This is a genomic window from Bifidobacterium sp. (assembly GCF_050874245.1).
In the GTDB taxonomy this organism is placed as follows: domain Bacteria; phylum Actinomycetota; class Actinomycetes; order Actinomycetales; family Bifidobacteriaceae; genus Bifidobacterium.
Genome location: NZ_JBNMKH010000005.1, coordinates 1 through 17879, shown reverse-complemented (window position 1 = coordinate 17879; position 17879 = coordinate 1). Strand labels below are relative to the sequence as shown.

Here is a 17879-nt window from a genome sequence, read left to right as displayed (position 1 = left end):
GAATTCGTGATACAGTATCGGATATCTGTGAAGGACCGAAGCGTCTACGGTTCTGAGAAAATTCCTGTCACCTCCAAAGATGGGGTGATTTTCGCACTGAAGGAGCTGCTCATGGAGCGAGCGGGAAGCGGCAATGTGGCAGGGCTTGCGGCAGGTCGTGTCAAACGATTGACGAATCGGGGTGAGGCGGGCTTCACTTTGGTGGAGGTGCTGGTGGCCGTGGTGGTGCTGAGCGTCACCGGTCTGGCCGCGGCGCAGTTCGCCATCACGGCCATCCACACGTCATACGCCCAGCAGCAGCGGTCCACCGCCGTCTCATTGGGCAGTGACGGTATCGAACGTATGAGGGCGCAGATAGCGGACGACAAATCGAAGCCGGCTCAGTATTATGTCGATCTGCTGGCCGGCATGGGAGTGGATGGCGTCAATCAAGCGCAGGCTAATCTCGCCGCGGTGGGGGCTATAAGCTCCCAGCCTTCGGATCTGGCTGCGACGGATACGCCGGACACGGATGCCGGCAAATACATCCAGCCGGTGCGTGCCACCACAGGCAAAGATGCCAAACAGACCAAGTATACGGTGAACACCGTGGTGGAGAAATGCTATCGGCTGAGCGGAACCATGGATTGCAAAACCGCCTCGGCCCTCGGCATCAGCGGCGGCTCGAGCATCGCCGGATTGGACGGTACCGAGGACTCGTCGTTGAAATCCGCGATATTGAGCCGGAATTCCATTCCCACCAAGGGATTCATCTACGAATCGAAGACCTATATGCCCATGGTCCGCGTGGTGGTGGGCGTCACTTGGAAAGACGGCATGAACAACGGCAAGACGACGGCCGTCTACACCACCAACGAGCTGCTCAATGTGGTCGGAGACTAGGAATCGAGGCGCATCATGGAAGAAAAGCATTCCGGATTCAGTCTGAACCGCCGGCTGTTGCGCGTATTGCGCAGACGTGCGGAGGGGCAGGGCGGCGTCACCTTGGTGGAGATGACGGTCTCGCTGTTCATCTTCGCGGTGGTGTCCACTTTGTTCACCATGTCTATCGTGCAGTATCTGCACACCACCAGTTCCGACACCATCCGCGCCAGATCATCTACGGAGATAGCCACGTCGGTGCGCAGCCTGGACCAATACATCCGCAACGCGGAAGGCGTCAAGGACGAGGGCGGCAAGATCGCATTGGTCACCCATGACTCCGATGGGGTGAAGCAATGCGCGGTGATCGACTACACGGAAGCCACCTGGTCGGGCAAATCGGTGGACAGCTATGGGTCGGTGACGGTGAGAACCAGGCCATATGATGCCGGTTCCGGCGCATGGAGCAGACATGTGGTGCTTGGATCGGTGATGAACTCCGCCACAGCCACCACCACGGACGACGCATTATTCAACACGAGTCTTTTCACGGTGGACGCCAGCACCCGGGTGGTCCGGTATTCTCCGGTCACAGGTTCGTTCGTGGGCGGCAAGCCGGTCACATCGAACACGTCCACGTCGTTCACCGCGCGTAATGTCGCATCCGGCGCATCAGTCGATTTCAACAAGTGTGGATGAGCGCTTTCTGCTTAACGTTTTCATCTAAACGACCCTCTTTGGAGAGCCGTTTTTTGTATTGGTTATGTGACGTTTGTGAGATGGTTTTACGATTTATAACCCCCGACACGCCGATGTAATACGATTTTGTGATGATTTCAGTGATTTTTTTCTTCACGGATTTTGCAGTGTGGCTATGCAAATCTTGCAAACGATTTCAGTGGCTTTGCAAACGTTTCATAAGATTGGTTCAGCGCTGGACCAATTGTGTCGGTTGGGTCGCGGCATCCCGCCGATCCGCAGGTGAAGGTGGGGGTGATTGTCTGTGAAGAAAATGTGTATGAAACTGTGATGGAATTGTGATGCGTTGTTGCACGGGCGCTCATCGGGGAATGTGTTGATTCTGTGTTTGTGGCTGGTTTTTCTGCTCTATAGTTGAAGCCACCTGGTTATGTGAGCCAGAAAAAACAATAAAAAAGGGCGGTTCCGTCAGGGGCCGTGGAAGGCCGCTTCTCGGGTCCACCGTTGGAAGCGATGTGGTGGTCTTCGGGTTTTGGAAAGAAGGATTCATCATGAAGAGCGTGCGTGCTGCTTTGAACCGTCGTGCTAAGGGCGAGAAGGGCTTCACCCTGGTCGAGCTGCTGGTGGTCGTGATCATCATCGGCATCCTCGCCGCGGTGGCCGTGCCGATCTACCTGAACCAGCGCAAGTCCGCGTGGAACTCCACCATTGAGTCGGATGTGAAGAATGCCAGCTTGGTGGTCGAGACCGCCATGACTGCGAACAACGGCAAGTTCGATAGCGGCTGGGCTAAGACCTACAAGGAGGGCAAGACCACCCTGGGCAGCTCCGACCAGGAGATCACCGTCTCCAAGGGTGTGGAGATTACGATTTCGGCGAACGCGGGCGATGGCAACGCTTATACCATCAAGGGTCACGATGACAACACTGGTACGAAGGTGTACACGTACGATTCATCCCTGGGTTCGATGTCTGCTGATAATAAGAAGAAGTGACTTAGTGATGATTCACTGAGTCTAGTGTCGGGGATGGTTTTCCATCCCCGACACCTGCATATCCCATAAAAAACAAAGCACAAAAAAATTCGGGGGCAACATGGCCGGCAATGACGCGCAGGTTCAAATGGATGGCGGCACAAGGCAGTGGCGTTACAAGGGCGTCTCATTCGACGGTCAGCGCAAAGAGAAGGGCGTGGTCGAGGCGCAGACGCGAGACCAGGCCATCGAACGCATCAAAAAGCTTGGACTATATCCCACGGATCTGGTGGACACGGCTGCGGGCACCGGCCTCAACACCGAAATCAACATCAAAGCGTTCGAGAAATACCCCAGCAAGAAGGACTTCGCCGTCATGGCCCGCCAGCTCGCCACCATGGTGGCGGCCGGCGTCTCTCTGATCCGAGCGTTGAACATCGTCACCGATCAGGTCACCAATCCGAAACTGCGCAAGGCGTTGCAGGTATGCGTGGCCCAGGTGGAAGGCGGCGCCTCGTTCTCCGAGGCCATGGCCGCCGACCCGGACACCCTGTTTCCGCCCATCATGGTGAACATGATCCGCGCGGGCGAGACCGGCGGCTTCCTTGACAAATCCCTGATCACCGTGGCCGACAGCTTCGAGGCGGATGTGAGGCTTCAAGGCCAGATCAAAGGCGCTTTGGCATACCCGGTCGTGGTGCTCTGCATCGCGTTGGTCTTGGTCGCGGCTATGCTGCTCACCATCGTGCCGACGTTCGCCAGCATGTATGATTCCATGGGGGCGGAGCTGCCTCTCATCACCCAGATCATGGTGGATATGGGCAAGGCGATGCCGTACGCGTTGCCGATCATCATCGTCGCGGCCATCGCCCTGGCCGTTTTCTGGAAGCGCAACCGCAACAAGGACATCATCCGCACATGGTGGGACCCGTTCACGCTGAAGGCCCCGGTGTTCGGCAAGCTCAGCACCAACGTGGCACTTGCCCGCTTCTGCAACAACTTCTCATCTATGCTCGCCTCTGGCGTGCCCATCCTTCAGGCGCTCGACATCGTCGGTTCCACATCCGGCAACTATGTGATCGAAGGAGCGTCCAAGCGCGTCGGACGCTTGGTGGAACGCGGCTACCGTCTTGCGGACAGCATGAGCACCGAGAAGATCTTCCCGAACATGATGGTACAGATGGTGGCCATCGGCGAGGATTCCGGCGCCATCGACAAGATGCTCGCCAGTGCGGGCAGGGCGTATGACGAAGAGGCGCAATCCATGGCCAAGCAGCTCACTTCGCTGCTCGAACCTTTGATGATCCTTGTCCTTGGCGTGGTCGTCGGCTTCATGGTCGTGGCCCTGTACCTGCCGATGTTCTCCATGTTCGACGCCATCAACGGCCAGGCCGGCAACGCCTGATAGGCATGATCAACCGCACTCATTCTTATATATAAGGTAGGAACCGAAGATGAAGCAGACGGGTTTGTGGTCGAGGCTGAATCGTAAGTACCGCGCGAAGCTCCGCGAACGTATGGGCGAACGTGGAGCCGCCATGATGCTGGCTATCCTGTTCGTCATGGTGGTGCTCACCACCTCCGCGCTGGTCATGACAACCCTGTTCGCCCAGGCGATTCCCTACAAGAACAACAAGGAAAACTCCCAAGCCAACTACGCCGCCGAATCCGGCCTTGAAGTGGGCCTGAGCTATCTTCAGGAGACCTTGGAGAAGCTGCAGGGCGCCAGCAGCCTTGATGTGCTTGCGGGACTGCTCCCCGCAACCACCGCCGATACGGGCAACAGTGCCAAGGATGGTACCTTCACCAAGTATGAGGGCGCATCGGTGCTGCTGAACCATGTCGCCCTCAACAAGGTCGGCTCCGCGACAGACACGGCATCCTACACGCCGGACGATCTGTCCTATCGCGTCCGCATCAATTTCTACAAGGATGACCCGGACGGCGCATCGGCCACCATGATCACCAATCCATCGGATTTGAAGGACACGCAATATGCGGAAATCATCGGAACCGGCTTTGTCAACAGATACAAGGACGGCCGTTCGTCAGGTGATGCCAGGCAGCCCCAGGCACTGAAACGCGCCATTTGCAAAATCGGGGCTTCGACGGATACGACCACTACGACGCATTCGACGGTGGCCGGCGGCGGTCGAATGGGCATGGGCTTCTATGCCGCGGCTCCCTACAATCGTTTGGACTCGCAGTTCGTGTGGGTCCCGGTCGACTATACCGGAGTGAATCTGGGTTCGGATCCGTCCGGGGAAGTGAAGTTCTCCGCCGCGGTGAGTTCCGACAGGACCGATTTCGATGGCCTCAAAAAGGGTACCGCGACGCTGAATCCGGTGAACCGCACCTGCATGCTCGCCACCACGATTCCGGTCACCGATGAGAAGAAGACCATCGCGGAGAACCTTGACCTTTCGAAGACGCCCCAGGCGGGCTCCGGCTTGGTCCTGCTCCCGGCCGCATACAACGCCGGTGGCGACACTTACAAATACACCGAGGAATGCCGTACCGACGGCGCGTATTCCTCGCTGAACACATGGGTGTACTACAAGGACAATTCCATCCGTCTCGCCTCGAATATGAATCTCTGCGTCACCGGTGTGAGCGTTGAAGATGCGGACGGCAAAGCTCCGGCCACCTTGCAGAAGTGCGGCAAATCGTACGGCGTGCGTTACCAGTCGGACTACTATACCGATGCGGCCGCGCAGCAGGCCGAGAAATCCGATCCGGACAGCCTGCTCAACAAATACCAGAAGTGGATCTTCTACAACGGATTCATCAATGCCGGATATTGGAATGAGATGACGGGGGAAGTCAGTTCGGAAGCCGCCAAATACAAATCCCCGCTGCCGGAAAGCAAAGGATACTCCGTCGCGGGCGTGCAGCGGGACAAGAAGACCAGGTTCCAACGTTTGGAAGCCACCCATTACGGTGCCGACCCGAACAATGAGGGCGATCCCCACTTCGCGGGCGGCAACATCAAGGCGACTCCATATGAACAGGCTTATATGGTGACGAAGTGGACAAGCAATTTCAGCGACTCGTACTTCTCGAACGGCGCCGACATGGAGGATGCCACAGCATCGTTCAGCCAGGCGGGCGAAGCGGGATACCTCACACAGCAGATCGTGAATTCGTCATCCGGATTCTGCACGGTCCTGAGCGCCGACGGCAACAGCGTTTACACCGATACCTGCGATGTCCGCACCGGCGACTTCGACGCGAAATGCTATCAGAAGAGCATCATGGGGCAAGGCTTCGATTTCGTCACCACGCATTTCTGCCCGACCGCCGATAAGGAGAATTTCAACTTCACATCCGATCGTGCCGACTATGACGAGGATTCCAGCGATGATGGATCCGGGACGACCACCACCATCAGACTGTACGACACGAATGGCGGCGTGCACTATCTGAAGGCCGAGGGCAGCGCCGTCGGATTGACGACCGATATCAACGACGCCACGAAATTCACCCGATACAACGAGAACAACAAGTCCAAATCCGTCACGATCGACGGCAAGACCCAATATCCATGGGCCGGAACGTTCCAGACGGCAAGCAACCTGTGTCTGACGGAAATCTATCCCGGCGATTATGTGAAGAATGATGGTACCGGAGCGATTGACCGCCAATACAATCGCAGTGATGGCCATGCCATGCTGAAGATGCTCGAATGCGGATCCAACCGTGACGTGCGTGGCCGTATCATCAAGTCCCAGGCATGGAACGCCGATGTGGATTATGGCCATAAAGGTGGTTTCGGCTCCTACACGTGGACCACGGAAACCACGACCGTCACCATTCCATCCAACACCAATCTTTCCGCGGTGGTGGATTCCAACATCTCCAAGACGAAGAACTGGTGATCGATGATGAGTGTTATCGACGACATTCCTACCGTGGTGGTTCTGCTGGTGGCGTCATTCGCCATCGGCTGCATCTTCGGATCGTTCCTGAACGTGGTGATCTGGCGTGTGCCGAACCACATCAGCATCACCAATCCGAAACGCAGCTTCTGCCCGAAATGCAAAGCGCAGATTGCATGGTATGACAACATCCCCATCATCTCCTGGCTGGTGCTCGGCGCGAAATGCCGGCATTGCAAGGAGCCGATCGCCGCGCGCTACCCGCTGGTCGAATCGCTTGGAGGCATCGCCTTCCTTGCCGTGACCATCGGCGGGCTGTCTGGTGCATACACGCCATGGATGCTTCCATTGCTGTATGTGTTCGCCTGCGTGTCCATCGTCATCGCGTTCATCGACCTGGACCACCATCTCATCCTCAACGTGGTGCTGCTGCCGACGCTCATCGCCACCGTGGCGTTGCTGTCCTTGGCATCGTTCGGCACAGGGGAGTGGCTGCGCCTCGGACGCGGAGCGCTTTGCGCGTTGATACTGTTCGCGTTCTATTTCGTGCTTTCCCTCATCTGGAAAGGAGGTATGGGGGATGGTGACATCAAACTCGCGTTCATCCTCGGACTCGTGCTTGGATGGCTGGGCTGGCCGCAGTTCATCATCGGAGCGTTCGCCGCGTTCTTCATCGGAGGAGCGGTAAGTCTGGTGCTGCTCGCCAGCAAGAAAGTAGGCCTGCACGGAGGCATTCCTTTTGGCCCTTCGATGCTGCTCGGCGCTTGGCTCGGCATCTTCGCCGGCATACCAATCGCCACACTGTACCTGCAATTCACCGGACTCGCATAGCGCATCCGTGTTTCAGGACTTATATATATAAGGAGAGACCATGAGAGCAATAACGGCGCTGTCGATTGGGAACGACGCCATACGGGCGGCGGTCATAGACGGCCCCTACACGGATTCGCCCACCATCAAGCATTTCCAAGCGATTCCACTTCCCACCGGAGCCGTTGTGGATGGCGAAGTGGTGGACGTCGACGTGGTCACCGGCATTTTGAAGACGCTGGTGGAACGGTTCAAGTTCCCGCGTGAGAACACCGCTCTCGTCTATTCGAGCCGTCGAATGGTGTTCCGTGAAGCGGATTTCCCGTTCATGCCCCTTGCGGACCTGCGGTCCACTTTGCCGTTCCAGGCCAAAGGCATGATTCCGCTTCCCATCGAGGAATCCGAATTGGACTTCGTGCCGATGTCCATCGTGAACAACGAACAGGAAGGCAAGCAGCTGCATGGCATTTTGGTGGCCACTCTGCGCAGCGGCTTGGAGAAGACCGCACGCACCGCCGAAGAAGCCGGTTTTGTCATTACTTCCATAGACGCCGGCCCATTCGCGTTGGCCCGTCTGTTCGGAGACTCCAACCAGACGCAGACCGAAGCCGTGGTCAACGTCAGCGGCAACTGCACCGACGTCATCGTGCTCAAAGACGGCAAACCGGCATACATGCGAGTCGTGCCGTCCGGCGCCGATGACGTGAGCGACGGCGTCGCCAGCGCGCTGAGCATCTCCTTCGACGATGCGGAACGGATCAAGAACCAGATCGGCCTGCAGAACGTGACCGGTGACGAGCGGCTCGAAAAAGCCGAAGAGGTGATCCGTGAAACCACGGCGCAGCTCATCGTCGGCATCCGCAACACGCTGAACATGTACGACATCGACCATGCGGACAGCCCCATCAGCGGCGTCATCCTCGCCGGCGCGGGCGCTCGACTCATCGGCCTGCCGCCGGTGCTGGCCAGCTCCATCAACAAGGTGGTGCGCATCGGCGATCCGTTCGTCCGCTTCAAACTGTCCAAGGAAGTGGAACGGCAGAACATCGTGGCACACGCGGTCGATCTGGGCGGTGTGCTTGGACTGGTGATCGGAAAGAAGCCGAGGTGAGCGCGATCATGAAGAAGAACAAAGACAAAGCCGTCAAGTCGCATCGTGGCCGCGGCAAGGAGATAACCAGTAGGAAAGCCTCCGAAGGGGGAGAGAAGACCTCGCTGCTGTCCATGCATATGTCGGACATCGGCAGCACGCTGAAGGGCAGCGCTCACAACAACACGGAGAATCCCGCCGATTGGGACACGCGAGCCAACCTGCTGCCGCGTTCCATCGTTAGCCTCAACCGGGACCGAGCCATCAAGTACCTGCTCACGTATGTGCTGATCTTCGTGGTCGCCATCGCGGTGATCGTCAGCGCCTTCATGGGATTGCAATCCTCCTGGGCCGATCATCGTGTGAACGTGGCGCAGCAGAAGACCCTGTCCCTGCAGCAGGAAAAGGCGCAGTTCAAGGACGTCGAGGCCACGTTGAATTCGCTGGACGATTCGCAGAAGGCCAAGATCTCCATGCTGTACGACGAAATGGACTGGATGCAGGTGTCCAATTCGTTGAATGGCGCGCTCCCGGCAGGCGGCCAGTACACGAGTCTGGAGCTCAAGAGCTACCAGCTTTCGGATTCGGACAGCGGCTCATCCTCCACCGAGGACACCGCAACGGTCTGGTCCGGCAACGGCGTGATCACCGTGAACTTCAGCATCGTGTCTCCGAGCTTCATCTCGGCCAAGGACTTCATCGCCAACTTCGCCGACATTCCCACATACCAGACCGGTTACGTGAAGTCCATCACCAAGGATTCCAAGGAAGACGGCACCACCTACACGTATGAGGGCACCGTGTCCCTGAAGATGGACGGCAACACCACCTCGCGAAGCGACAACTCCGCAGGTGCCGACCAGCAGAACCGCGCGCTGCTCGAGAAGCTGCGCAAGAGTCTCACCAAGGCTGCGCAGGGCACGTCGGAAGCCGACCAGCAGGCCTCGTCCGACACGTCCGACTCCGACGGTTCATCCAACTGATAAGCGGGAGGAAACATGAACAAGCATAGAATCGCATGGATAGCCCTAGCTCTCAGCATCGTGATCGTGATCATGTTCACATGGCTGGTGGGTGTTTCTCCTCGAATCACGCATATCAAGGACGCGAACGCGCAGACGGCGCAGATCGATGAGAACAACAAGAACCTGCGTGACCGCATCGAAGAGCTGCGAGTGGCCAGTGAGACGATCAGCCTGCAGAAGGACCGTCTGCGCCAGCTGCAGCGTCAGATTCCCGACGGTTACAACCAGAAGGAGTTCATCGACGCGCTGAACGGTGCGGCCGAAGCCGCCGGAGTCACCATCTCCTCCGTGAATTTCAGCGACGCCACGCTCGCCGTGATGCCTCCTGAAATGCAAGGAAGCATCAAAGCCGGCACATTGGTGCAGGTGCCGGTGACCATCACGGCGTCCGGCGACTACGATCCGATGCGCAACTTCGTGCAGGGCGTGCAGAACATCAATCGCGTCGCCGTGCCGGAGGACGTGCAGTACCAGATCAGCACCGACGGGGACGCCTCCAAAAACTCCGTGACGCTCAACTGCAAGATCTGGTCGCTGCTGCTCGACAACGATACCGTCGAGGACAAGAACGTCAACAAGCAGTGAGCCTGCCGGCGTGGCTTCCCACGGTTCCGCATAATCGAGACGGACCGACTTTCCATTTCACCTCCAGGGCCTTTCCGCATTCGCGGGAGGCCCTTTTTCCGTATTCCGGCCCCTCCTCGCGCCGTGCATGCGCGGTCCGCCGCGGGTGTCAGCATGTGACGGTAGGCTGTGCGGTTGTAAAGACCCCAAACCATTCACTCCAGAAGGTGCATTGTGGCTGTATCCAAACTCGATGAAGTCGTATCCCTTGCCAAGCGTCGTGGCTTTGTTTTCCCGGCCGGCGAAATCTACGGTGGAACCCGTTCCGCATGGGATTACGGTCCGCTCGGCGTCGCGCTGAAGGACAATATCAAGCGCGAATGGTGGCGTTCCATGGTCGTCACCCGTGGCGACGTGGTGGGCGTGGACACCTCCATCATCCTGCCGACCCCCGTGTGGGTCGCTTCCGGCCACGTGGCCGTCTTCAACGATCCGCTGGTGGAATGCCTCAACTGCCACAAGCGCCAGCGTTCCGACAAGCTTGAGGAATCCTACGCCGAAAAGCATGGTGACAAGCTGCCGGAGAACGGCATGGCCGACATCGTCTGCCCCGACTGCGGCACCCGTGGCAAGTGGACCGAACCGCGTGACTTCAACATGATGCTGCGCACCCATCTCGGACCGGTTGAGGACGAGAACTCCCTGCACTACCTGCGTCCTGAAACCGCGCAGGGCATCTTCGTGGACTTCAAGAACGTCATGACCTCGTCCCGCAAAAAGCCGCCGTTCGGCATCGCCAACATGGGCAAGTCCTTCCGTAACGAGATCACCCCGGGCAACTTCATCTTCCGCACCCGCGAGTTCGAACAGATGGAGATGGAGTTTTTCGTCAAGCCGGGCGAGGACGAAGCATGGCACCAGTACTGGATCGACGCCCGCACCCAGTGGTACCTCGACCTCGGCGTCAAGCCGGAGAACCTGCGCCACTACGAGCACCCGAAGGAGAAGCTGGCCCACTATTCGAAGCGCACCGTCGACATCGAATACAAGTTTGGTTTCCAGGGCTCCGATTGGGGCGAGCTCGAAGGCATCGCCAACCGTACCGACTTCGACCTGTCCGCCCACGCCAAGCACTCCGGCGAGGATCTGAGCTATTTCAACCAGGCCACCGGCGAGAAGTATGTGCCGTACGTCATCGAACCGGCAGCTGGCCTGACCCGTTCCCTCATGTGCTTCCTGGTTGATGCCTACGACGTCGACGAGGCTCCGAACACCAAGGGCGGCGTGGACAAGCGCACCGTGCTGCACCTCGACCCGCGTCTGGCTCCGGTCAAGGCCGCCGTGCTGCCGCTGAGCAAGAAGCCCGATCTGCAGAACGTGGCGCAGAAGCTCGCCGCCGACCTGCGTCAGAACGAGTGGATGATCGACTACGACGAGGCCGGTGCGATTGGCCGCCGCTACCGTCGTGAGGACGAGATCGGCACCCCGCTGTGCGTCACCGTCGACTTCGACACCCTGGACGACCAGGCCGTCACCATCCGCGAACGCGACACCATGAAGCAGGAACGCGTCAGCCTGGACAAGGTGGCCGGCTACATCGCCGAGCGCATCGGCGAGAAGCGCGTCAGCGTGCCGCAGATGCCGGTCGAGATGGGCGGCGAGGCATGGCCCGAGTCCGTCAAGATCGCCGAAGCTGGTGGCCTGTACTGATCGGCCATGCCGAACGGTTGAACGGAACAAGTCTGACCTATGCCGGATAGCATTGTGAATGCCTACGAGGAATCCGACGTGCTCGACCCGCGTACCGACTCGGAACGGCCGTCGGTTCCTCCCGTTATGAAGCCCGTCGATTTGGGGCCGGTCCACGTCGAAACCCCGGTGGTGCTCTCGCCGATGGCGGGCGTCACCAACTGGCCGTTCCGCGTGATCTGCGAAAGCTATGGTCCCGACGGCCTGTACGTGGCGGAGATGATCACCGCCCGTGCGCTGGTCGCCCGGAATCCGAAAGCCCTCCGGCTATGCCGTTTCGCGCCGAGCGAGAAGATTCGTTCGCTGCAGTTGTACGGCGTCAATCCGGTGATTGTGGAGCAGGCGGCGAAAATCGTCATCGACGAGAACATGGCCGATCATGTCGACCTCAATTTCGGATGCCCGGTTCCCAAGGTGACGCGTCGCGGCGGCGGCTCGGCGTTGCCATGGAAGATGGATCTGTTCCGTGAGATCATCCAGCGTGTGGTCAAGGTCTGCGACAAAGCCAACGTGCCGGTCACCGCCAAAATCCGCGTCGGCATAGACCACGAGCATGAGACTTTTCTCGAGGCGGGGCATATCGCGCAGGAGGAGGGCTGCAAGGCCGTCACCCTGCACGCGCGCACCACAGCCGAATACTACGGCGGCCATTCCGATTGGTCCCGCATCGGCGAGCTGGTCTCCGAACTCGACATCCCGGTTTTCGGCAATGGCGATATCTGGGGCGCCAACGACGCCTTGGCGATGGTCTCCGAGACCGGTTGCGCCGGTGTGGCGATCGGCCGCGGTTGCCAGGGGCGTCCATGGCTGTTCGCCGATATCAAGAACGCGTTCGCCGGCAGTGATGAGCGTATCGATCCCACGTTGGGCGATGTGTGCCATGTGATAGAACGTCATGCCGAACTGCTGACCGAATTCTACGATGGCGACGAGCAGATGGCCGTGCACGACCTGCGCAAGCACATCGCGTGGTATCTGAAAGGCTTCCCTGTGGGCGGTTCCACACGCCGGGCTTTCATGGAATGTGAAAATCTTGGGGATGTGCGACGGGAGATAGACAAGCTGGATCCCAGCATACGTTTCCCGGAACGAATCGCGGATAAGCCGAGGGGTCGTGTTCGCTTTGCGAAGAAGGTGCATCTGCCCTACGGATGGCTGGAATCTAGGGAAACCACGCACGAGGAGCGCGAGGCCCTGTTCGGGGACGACCCGATGGATGCCAGCTACTGACGGTGGGGTTGCGGGTGTCCGAACCGGCGATGTCGCGGTGGTGAAATCGCCCCGCACCCGGCGAAATCGGTATGGCGACGGTAAAAAAGTGAAAAAACGGTGGTACACGCGTGGGAAAGTGCGTGTAGTATCGGCACGATTGCGATAGAGTTGTGCATGTACGTGAGTGAACAGGAGACTATGGTGAGCGAGATTGCCCAGACTGACAATTTCAACGACAAGACCAACATCAAGGTCGTCGGTGTCGGTGGAGCCGGCGGAAACGCCGTTAATCGCATGATTACTGAAGGTCTTCAGAACGTCGAATTCATTGCGATCAACACCGATGCGAAGGATCTGCTGCGATCCGACGCCGATGTCAAAATCTCGCTGAATGATGCTTCCAGCCGTGGTCTCGGCGCGGGTGCCGACCCGGAGAAGGGTGCCAAGGCGGCGCAGGATCATCAGTCCGATATCGAAGAGGCGCTCAAGGGATCCGACATGGTGTTCGTCACCTGTGGCGAAGGCGGCGGCACCGGTACCGGTGCCAGCCCGATCGTGGCACGTGCCGCCCACCAGCAGGGGGCATTGACCATCGCCGTGGTCACCCGTCCGTTCAGCTTTGAAGGCCCGCAGCGTTCCGCTTCCGCGGCGCTTGGCATCGAGAACCTGCGCAAGGAGGTCGACGCGCTGATCGTCATTCCGAACGATCGCCTGCTCGAGTTGTCCGACCGCACCATTGGCATCGTCGATGCCTTCAAGACCGCCGATACCGCATTGCTTGCGGGTGTGCAGGGCATCACCGACCTGATTACTTCGAATTCGTACATCCACGTTGATTTCAACGATGTCAACGCCATCCTCCGTGGCGCAGGCACCGCACTGTTCGGCATCGGCTCCGCGCGGGGAGAGGACCGTGCCACGCAGGCCGCCGAAATCGCCATCAGCTCGCCGTTGCTGGAGGAAAGCATCGAAGGAGCCCATGGCGCGCTGATCAATATCGCAGGCCCGACCGACCTGAAGCTGCAGGAGGCCTCCGCCGCGGTCACGTTGGTGCAGAAGGCCATCCACCCGGAAGCCCAGATTATCTGGGGTCTTTCCTTGGACGACGCCTATGGCGACGAGGTGCGCGTCACCGTCATCGCCGCGGGCTTCGATGCGACTTCCAAGAAGGCCGCCCAGGCCGCCGAAGAGAAGCCGGCCGAGGCCAAGAAGGACGATACGGTGCCGCTGTCCGCGTTGTCCGCAGGTGTGCCGAAGCCCGTCCAGCCGGTCCAGCAGCAGCCGGTGCAGACCCAGGTGACTCCGGCCGCTCCTCAGGTGCAGCCGCTGTCCAGCTACATCCCGTCCAATCCGGCGCCAAGCGTCGCCTCGTTCGACCAGACCACCGAGCACGAAGTGGTTTCCGCGAATGACCCGGGCGACCTCGATATTCCGGATTTCCTGCGGTAAAGTCAGCGCGAAGACGCGAAAGGAAGATACATGGCTGGTTTCATGAAGAATGCGATGTCGTACTTGGGAATGTCCGACGTTGCCGAGGATGATGATTTCGATGATGAGGAGGTCGACGCCGGCAAGACTTCGTTCGATTCGGATCATTCCGTGACCCCGATGCCTTCTTCCTCGACAACCACTTCCGTCGCATCCGCTCCTCGGGAACAGTCCAATCCGTTCCAGGGTGGCAGGGTCAGCCGTATCACCACCATCCATCCGAAGACCTATGACGACGCGCAGATGGTCGGTCGCGCCATTCGTGATGGAATTCCGGTGGTTCTGAACCTGACCGGTGTGGCCGAGGCTGTCGCATATCGCATCGTCGACTTCTCCGCCGGCGTCGTGTTCGGCGTGCGGGGTTCCATCGAACGCGTGACCCCGCGGGTGTTCCTGCTGAGCCCCGCCCAGGTGAACATCAAGGTCGAGGAGCCTGAAGACAAGGGCCCCGCGCATGATCTGTTCGCTGACTGATTGTTGTCCTCTCTGCCAGTTGCTTTTGACGGTCTCCGATTGCTCGGAGGCCGTTTTACGTATCCACCGCTGGCTGTAGTCGGGTGTAGAGTGGACTCTCATGATTTTGACATTGATCAGATACATCGTCCACATACTGGTGAACGCCTACATCACGGTCCTGTTCATCCGCATGATTCTCGACTGGGTGTCGACATTGGCTCCCAGGTGGCGCCCCCGAGGAGTGGTGGCCTCTCTGATTGATGCCATTTATCAGCTCACCGAGCCTCCGCTGCGATGGTTGAGGCAGTATATCCGCCCTATCCCGATGGGGCCGATTTATTTTGATGTGGCATTTATCGTTCTTTATTTCGTTCTTGTTGTTATCGATTTCCTCGTGTAATACGCACAAAATCTGCTTTTTCCACAAAAACTCTGCCGTTTCGTGATAAAGTCAAACACGGAAAGCAACAACAGCAAGGCATCAAGCCCAAAGCGAGGTGTAAGGATTTATGGCTCTGTTGACGCCGAAAGATATTAGGGAGCATACCTTTCAGACCGTAAGGTTCAAGGAAGGCTACGATGTCGATGAGGTCGACGATTTCCTTGATCAGGTAACTGAGACGGTGGAAGCCCTTGGCAAGCAGGCGGTGGCCGGTGGCCAGGCCACGCAGTCTCTTGGCCCGGATGTCGCAGGGCTGAATTCCAAGATTTCCGAGCTGACCGCACAGGTGCAGTCCCTGCAGCAGGAGAACGAGACGCTGAAGTCCGCTTCCGCTCAGGCCGCCGGCGCGGGTGATCAGGCCGCTCAGGCGGCTCAGGTCGCAGCGACCAAGCTGTCTGAGGCGGAGGAAAGCAATCGTGCACTGTCCTCCCAGAACGAGCAGCTCAAGGGCCAGATCGATCGTCTGTCCGCCCAGGTTGACCAGCTTACCGCTCAGGCCGCTGAGGCAGCCGGTCAGGCCGATCTCGGCGAGCAGCTTATGTCGGTGCAGCGTGAGCGTGACACGTTCCGCGCCCAGACCGAGGACCTGTCCCGTCAGCTGGCCTCCGCCCAGGAACAGGTGGTCGTGGCTCAGCGCCAGCGTGAACAGATCGAACAGCTCACCGCCAAGCTTGAGGAGGCCCAGGGTCAGGTCGCGCAGGCGCAGCAGCTGACCCAGCAGCATGCGGCCGCATCGCAGCAGCAGGACAATCAGGTTCAGCAGCAGGCCGCGCAGATCCAGCAGCAGAACGCCCAGATTCAGCAGCTTGCACAGCAGCTGCAGGAGTCCCAGGAACGTGAGGCACAGCTGCGTGAGCAGGTCTCCAAGTCCGAGCCGAGCACCGAGACCGGTAGCCTGCAGAAGATCGCCGGCGCCGCGGCGTCCGCGAACACTGAGCCGGAGCGCGCCACCGCCATGCTGACGCTGGCTATGCAGCTGCACGACCAGTACGTCGACAAGGGCAAGGCGAAGGCGAAGGAAATCACCGAGGAAAGCCAGCGCAAGTACGAGGAGATCATCGGCAACGCCAACGACTACTCCAACCGCACCCGTTCCGAGGCTGACCAGTACTCCGCCGATACTCGTGCCAATGCAGACGGCTACATGGATCAGAAGACCCAGGATGGCGACAACTATCTGGCCCAGAAGCAGCAGGAAGGCGATGCCTACCTGAACCAGAAGACCCAGGATGGCGACGCGTATCTGGCTCAGAAGACCGAGGAGGGCAATACCTACCTCGCTCAGAAGACCCAGGAAGGCGACGACTATCTTGCTGGCAAGAAGCAGGATGGCGATAACTACCTGGCCGGCAGGCAGCAGGAAGGCGACGCGTATCTGGCCCAGAAGCAGCAGGATGGCGACAACTATCTTGCTCAGAAGACCCAGGACGCCGATACGTACTTCTCCAACAAGCACACTGAGGCCGACACCTACGAGGCAGAGGTTCAGAAGCGCGCGTTCGATTATGATTCGAAGACCCGTACCGCCGCCGATGACTACGCTCAGCAGGTTCGTGACAATCTCGAGACCCAGACCAAGGTTATCGAAGGCAACATCAAGGGCCTCAAGCAGTTCGAGACCGAATACCGTGCACGACTCACCGACTTCCTCGGTCAGCTCGTCAACCAGGTGTCCGACTCGAACAATTACGACCAGGATTCCCAGGACAACAACGACTGAGATTAGCCTGTGTCTGACATCATGAAGAATGATCAAAGACGGCTACGCAACCGCGTGGCCGTCTTTGCGTGTATTGCGATCGCGGCGATTGCGATTGATCAGCTTACCAAGTTGTGGGCGTTGTTCGCATTGTCCGACGGACGTACCATACGTGTGATTCCCGGACTGTTGTCGTTCACACTGGTACGCAATCCGGGAGCCTCCCTCGGTATGGGTTCCGGCATGACCTGGCTGATTTCCCTGCTGGCGATGGCGGCCTGCGTGGCGTTGGTGGTGCTGGTCGTACGCACCATCTCCATGAAATGGACGGTGGTGTTCGCCTTCGGTTTCGCAGGCGCGTTCGGCAATCTCATCGACCGCGTGGCCTACGCCCAGGGATTCCTCAACGGCAAGGTCGTGGACTTTCTGAACTATGGATGGTCCGTCGGTAATGTGGCTGACGTATTCCTCATGTTCGCCGGCGTCGCCGCGGTATTGCTGCTGCTTTTCGGCGAATCGTACAGCCGGCAGGATCTTGACGAGCTCGAAGGCTCCAAGGAATCCAACGGAACCGTTGACGGGGCGAAGACAGCATGAGCCGGCTCGTACCTGCTCCCGACGCGCTCGTCGGCAGACGATTCGACGTGGCCGTCGCCAAAATGCTCGGCATCTCCCGTGCCAAAGCGGCGGATCTCATCGAAAGCGGACAGGCGCGCGTGCTTGGCAGGGACATCTCCAAATCGTCGAATCTGCAGGCGGGGGAAACCGTCGAATTCGACATCGTGGAGGAACGTGCCCAGCCTGAACCAATCGCCCATGATATGGCGGTCGTTTACGAGGATGACGACGTCGTCGTGGTGGACAAGCCGGTCGGCGTGGCCGCTCATGCGTCTGTGGGTTGGACCGGTCCGACCGTGCTTGGCAGCCTGATT

Annotated in this window: 17 protein-coding genes; all 17 read left to right on the top strand. The window is 59.0% G+C overall.

What is annotated here, in order from left to right; translation table 11 throughout:
- The first annotated feature begins 84 nt into the window (after positions 1 to 84).
- Positions 85 to 882 (top strand): prepilin-type N-terminal cleavage/methylation domain-containing protein, encoded by a 798-nt coding sequence (locus ACR0P8_RS01125; protein ID WP_432622877.1) that lies wholly within the window; start codon positions 85 to 87, stop codon positions 880 to 882.
- A 15-nt stretch (positions 883 to 897) separates the two neighbouring features.
- Complete coding sequence (locus ACR0P8_RS01120; protein ID WP_432622875.1) at positions 898 to 1560, top strand: PulJ/GspJ family protein; 663 nt, start codon at positions 898 to 900, stop codon at positions 1558 to 1560.
- A gap of 551 nt (positions 1561 to 2111) precedes the next feature.
- Positions 2112 to 2555 carry a type IV pilin protein gene (locus ACR0P8_RS01115; RefSeq protein WP_432622873.1) on the top strand — a complete coding sequence of 148 codons (444 nt, stop codon included), beginning with the start codon at positions 2112 to 2114 and terminating at the stop codon, positions 2553 to 2555.
- A gap of 100 nt (positions 2556 to 2655) precedes the next feature.
- The gene (locus ACR0P8_RS01110; RefSeq protein ID WP_432622871.1) at positions 2656 to 3939 is read left to right on the top strand and encodes a type II secretion system F family protein; all 1284 of its coding nucleotides are present in this window, start codon (positions 2656 to 2658) and stop codon (positions 3937 to 3939) included.
- Between the two features lie 49 nt (positions 3940 to 3988).
- Positions 3989 to 6412 (top strand): hypothetical protein, encoded by a 2424-nt coding sequence (locus tag ACR0P8_RS01105; protein WP_432622869.1) that lies wholly within the window; start codon positions 3989 to 3991, stop codon positions 6410 to 6412.
- Between the two features lie 3 nt (positions 6413 to 6415).
- Positions 6416 to 7243 (top strand): prepilin peptidase, encoded by an 828-nt coding sequence (locus tag ACR0P8_RS01100; RefSeq protein WP_432622867.1) that lies wholly within the window; start codon positions 6416 to 6418, stop codon positions 7241 to 7243.
- A gap of 40 nt (positions 7244 to 7283) precedes the next feature.
- The gene (gene pilM / locus ACR0P8_RS01095) at positions 7284 to 8333 is read left to right on the top strand and encodes a type IV pilus assembly protein PilM (RefSeq protein WP_432622865.1); all 1050 of its coding nucleotides are present in this window, start codon (positions 7284 to 7286) and stop codon (positions 8331 to 8333) included.
- An 8-nt stretch (positions 8334 to 8341) separates the two neighbouring features.
- Entirely contained in the window at positions 8342 to 9295 is a 954-nt protein-coding gene (locus ACR0P8_RS01090; RefSeq protein ID WP_432622863.1) for a hypothetical protein, read from the top strand.
- Positions 9296 to 9310: 15 nt separating this feature from the next.
- Entirely contained in the window at positions 9311 to 9922 is a 612-nt protein-coding gene (pilO, locus tag ACR0P8_RS01085) for a type 4a pilus biogenesis protein PilO (protein WP_432622861.1), read from the top strand.
- 213 nt (positions 9923 to 10135) lie between these two features.
- A complete protein-coding gene (locus ACR0P8_RS01080; protein WP_432622859.1) occupies positions 10136 to 11611 on the top strand; it encodes a glycine--tRNA ligase in 1476 nt (491 codons plus the stop codon).
- 39 nt (positions 11612 to 11650) lie between these two features.
- On the top strand, positions 11651 to 12880 hold the full coding sequence (gene dusB / locus ACR0P8_RS01075; protein WP_432622857.1) for a tRNA dihydrouridine synthase DusB: 1230 nt from the start codon (positions 11651 to 11653) through the stop codon (positions 12878 to 12880).
- A gap of 180 nt (positions 12881 to 13060) precedes the next feature.
- Positions 13061 to 14311, top strand: a complete 1251-nt coding sequence (gene ftsZ, locus ACR0P8_RS01070) for a cell division protein FtsZ (RefSeq protein ID WP_432622855.1) — start codon at positions 13061 to 13063, stop codon at positions 14309 to 14311.
- Between the two features lie 30 nt (positions 14312 to 14341).
- Positions 14342 to 14824 (top strand): cell division protein SepF, encoded by a 483-nt coding sequence (locus ACR0P8_RS01065; RefSeq protein WP_432622853.1) that lies wholly within the window; start codon positions 14342 to 14344, stop codon positions 14822 to 14824.
- Positions 14825 to 14924: 100 nt separating this feature from the next.
- Positions 14925 to 15206, top strand: coding sequence for a YggT family protein (locus tag ACR0P8_RS01060; RefSeq protein WP_432622851.1), 282 nt, complete (start codon positions 14925 to 14927; stop codon positions 15204 to 15206).
- A gap of 109 nt (positions 15207 to 15315) precedes the next feature.
- Complete coding sequence (locus ACR0P8_RS01055) at positions 15316 to 16968, top strand: DivIVA domain-containing protein (RefSeq protein ID WP_432622849.1); 1653 nt, start codon at positions 15316 to 15318, stop codon at positions 16966 to 16968.
- 21 nt (positions 16969 to 16989) lie between these two features.
- A complete protein-coding gene (locus ACR0P8_RS01050; protein WP_432622847.1) occupies positions 16990 to 17544 on the top strand; it encodes a signal peptidase II in 555 nt (184 codons plus the stop codon).
- The coding region (locus tag ACR0P8_RS01045) for an RNA-binding S4 domain-containing protein (RefSeq protein ID WP_432622845.1) at positions 17541 to 17879 on the top strand (339 nt) is incomplete at its 3' end. The genes ACR0P8_RS01050 and ACR0P8_RS01045, both read left to right, overlap by 4 nt.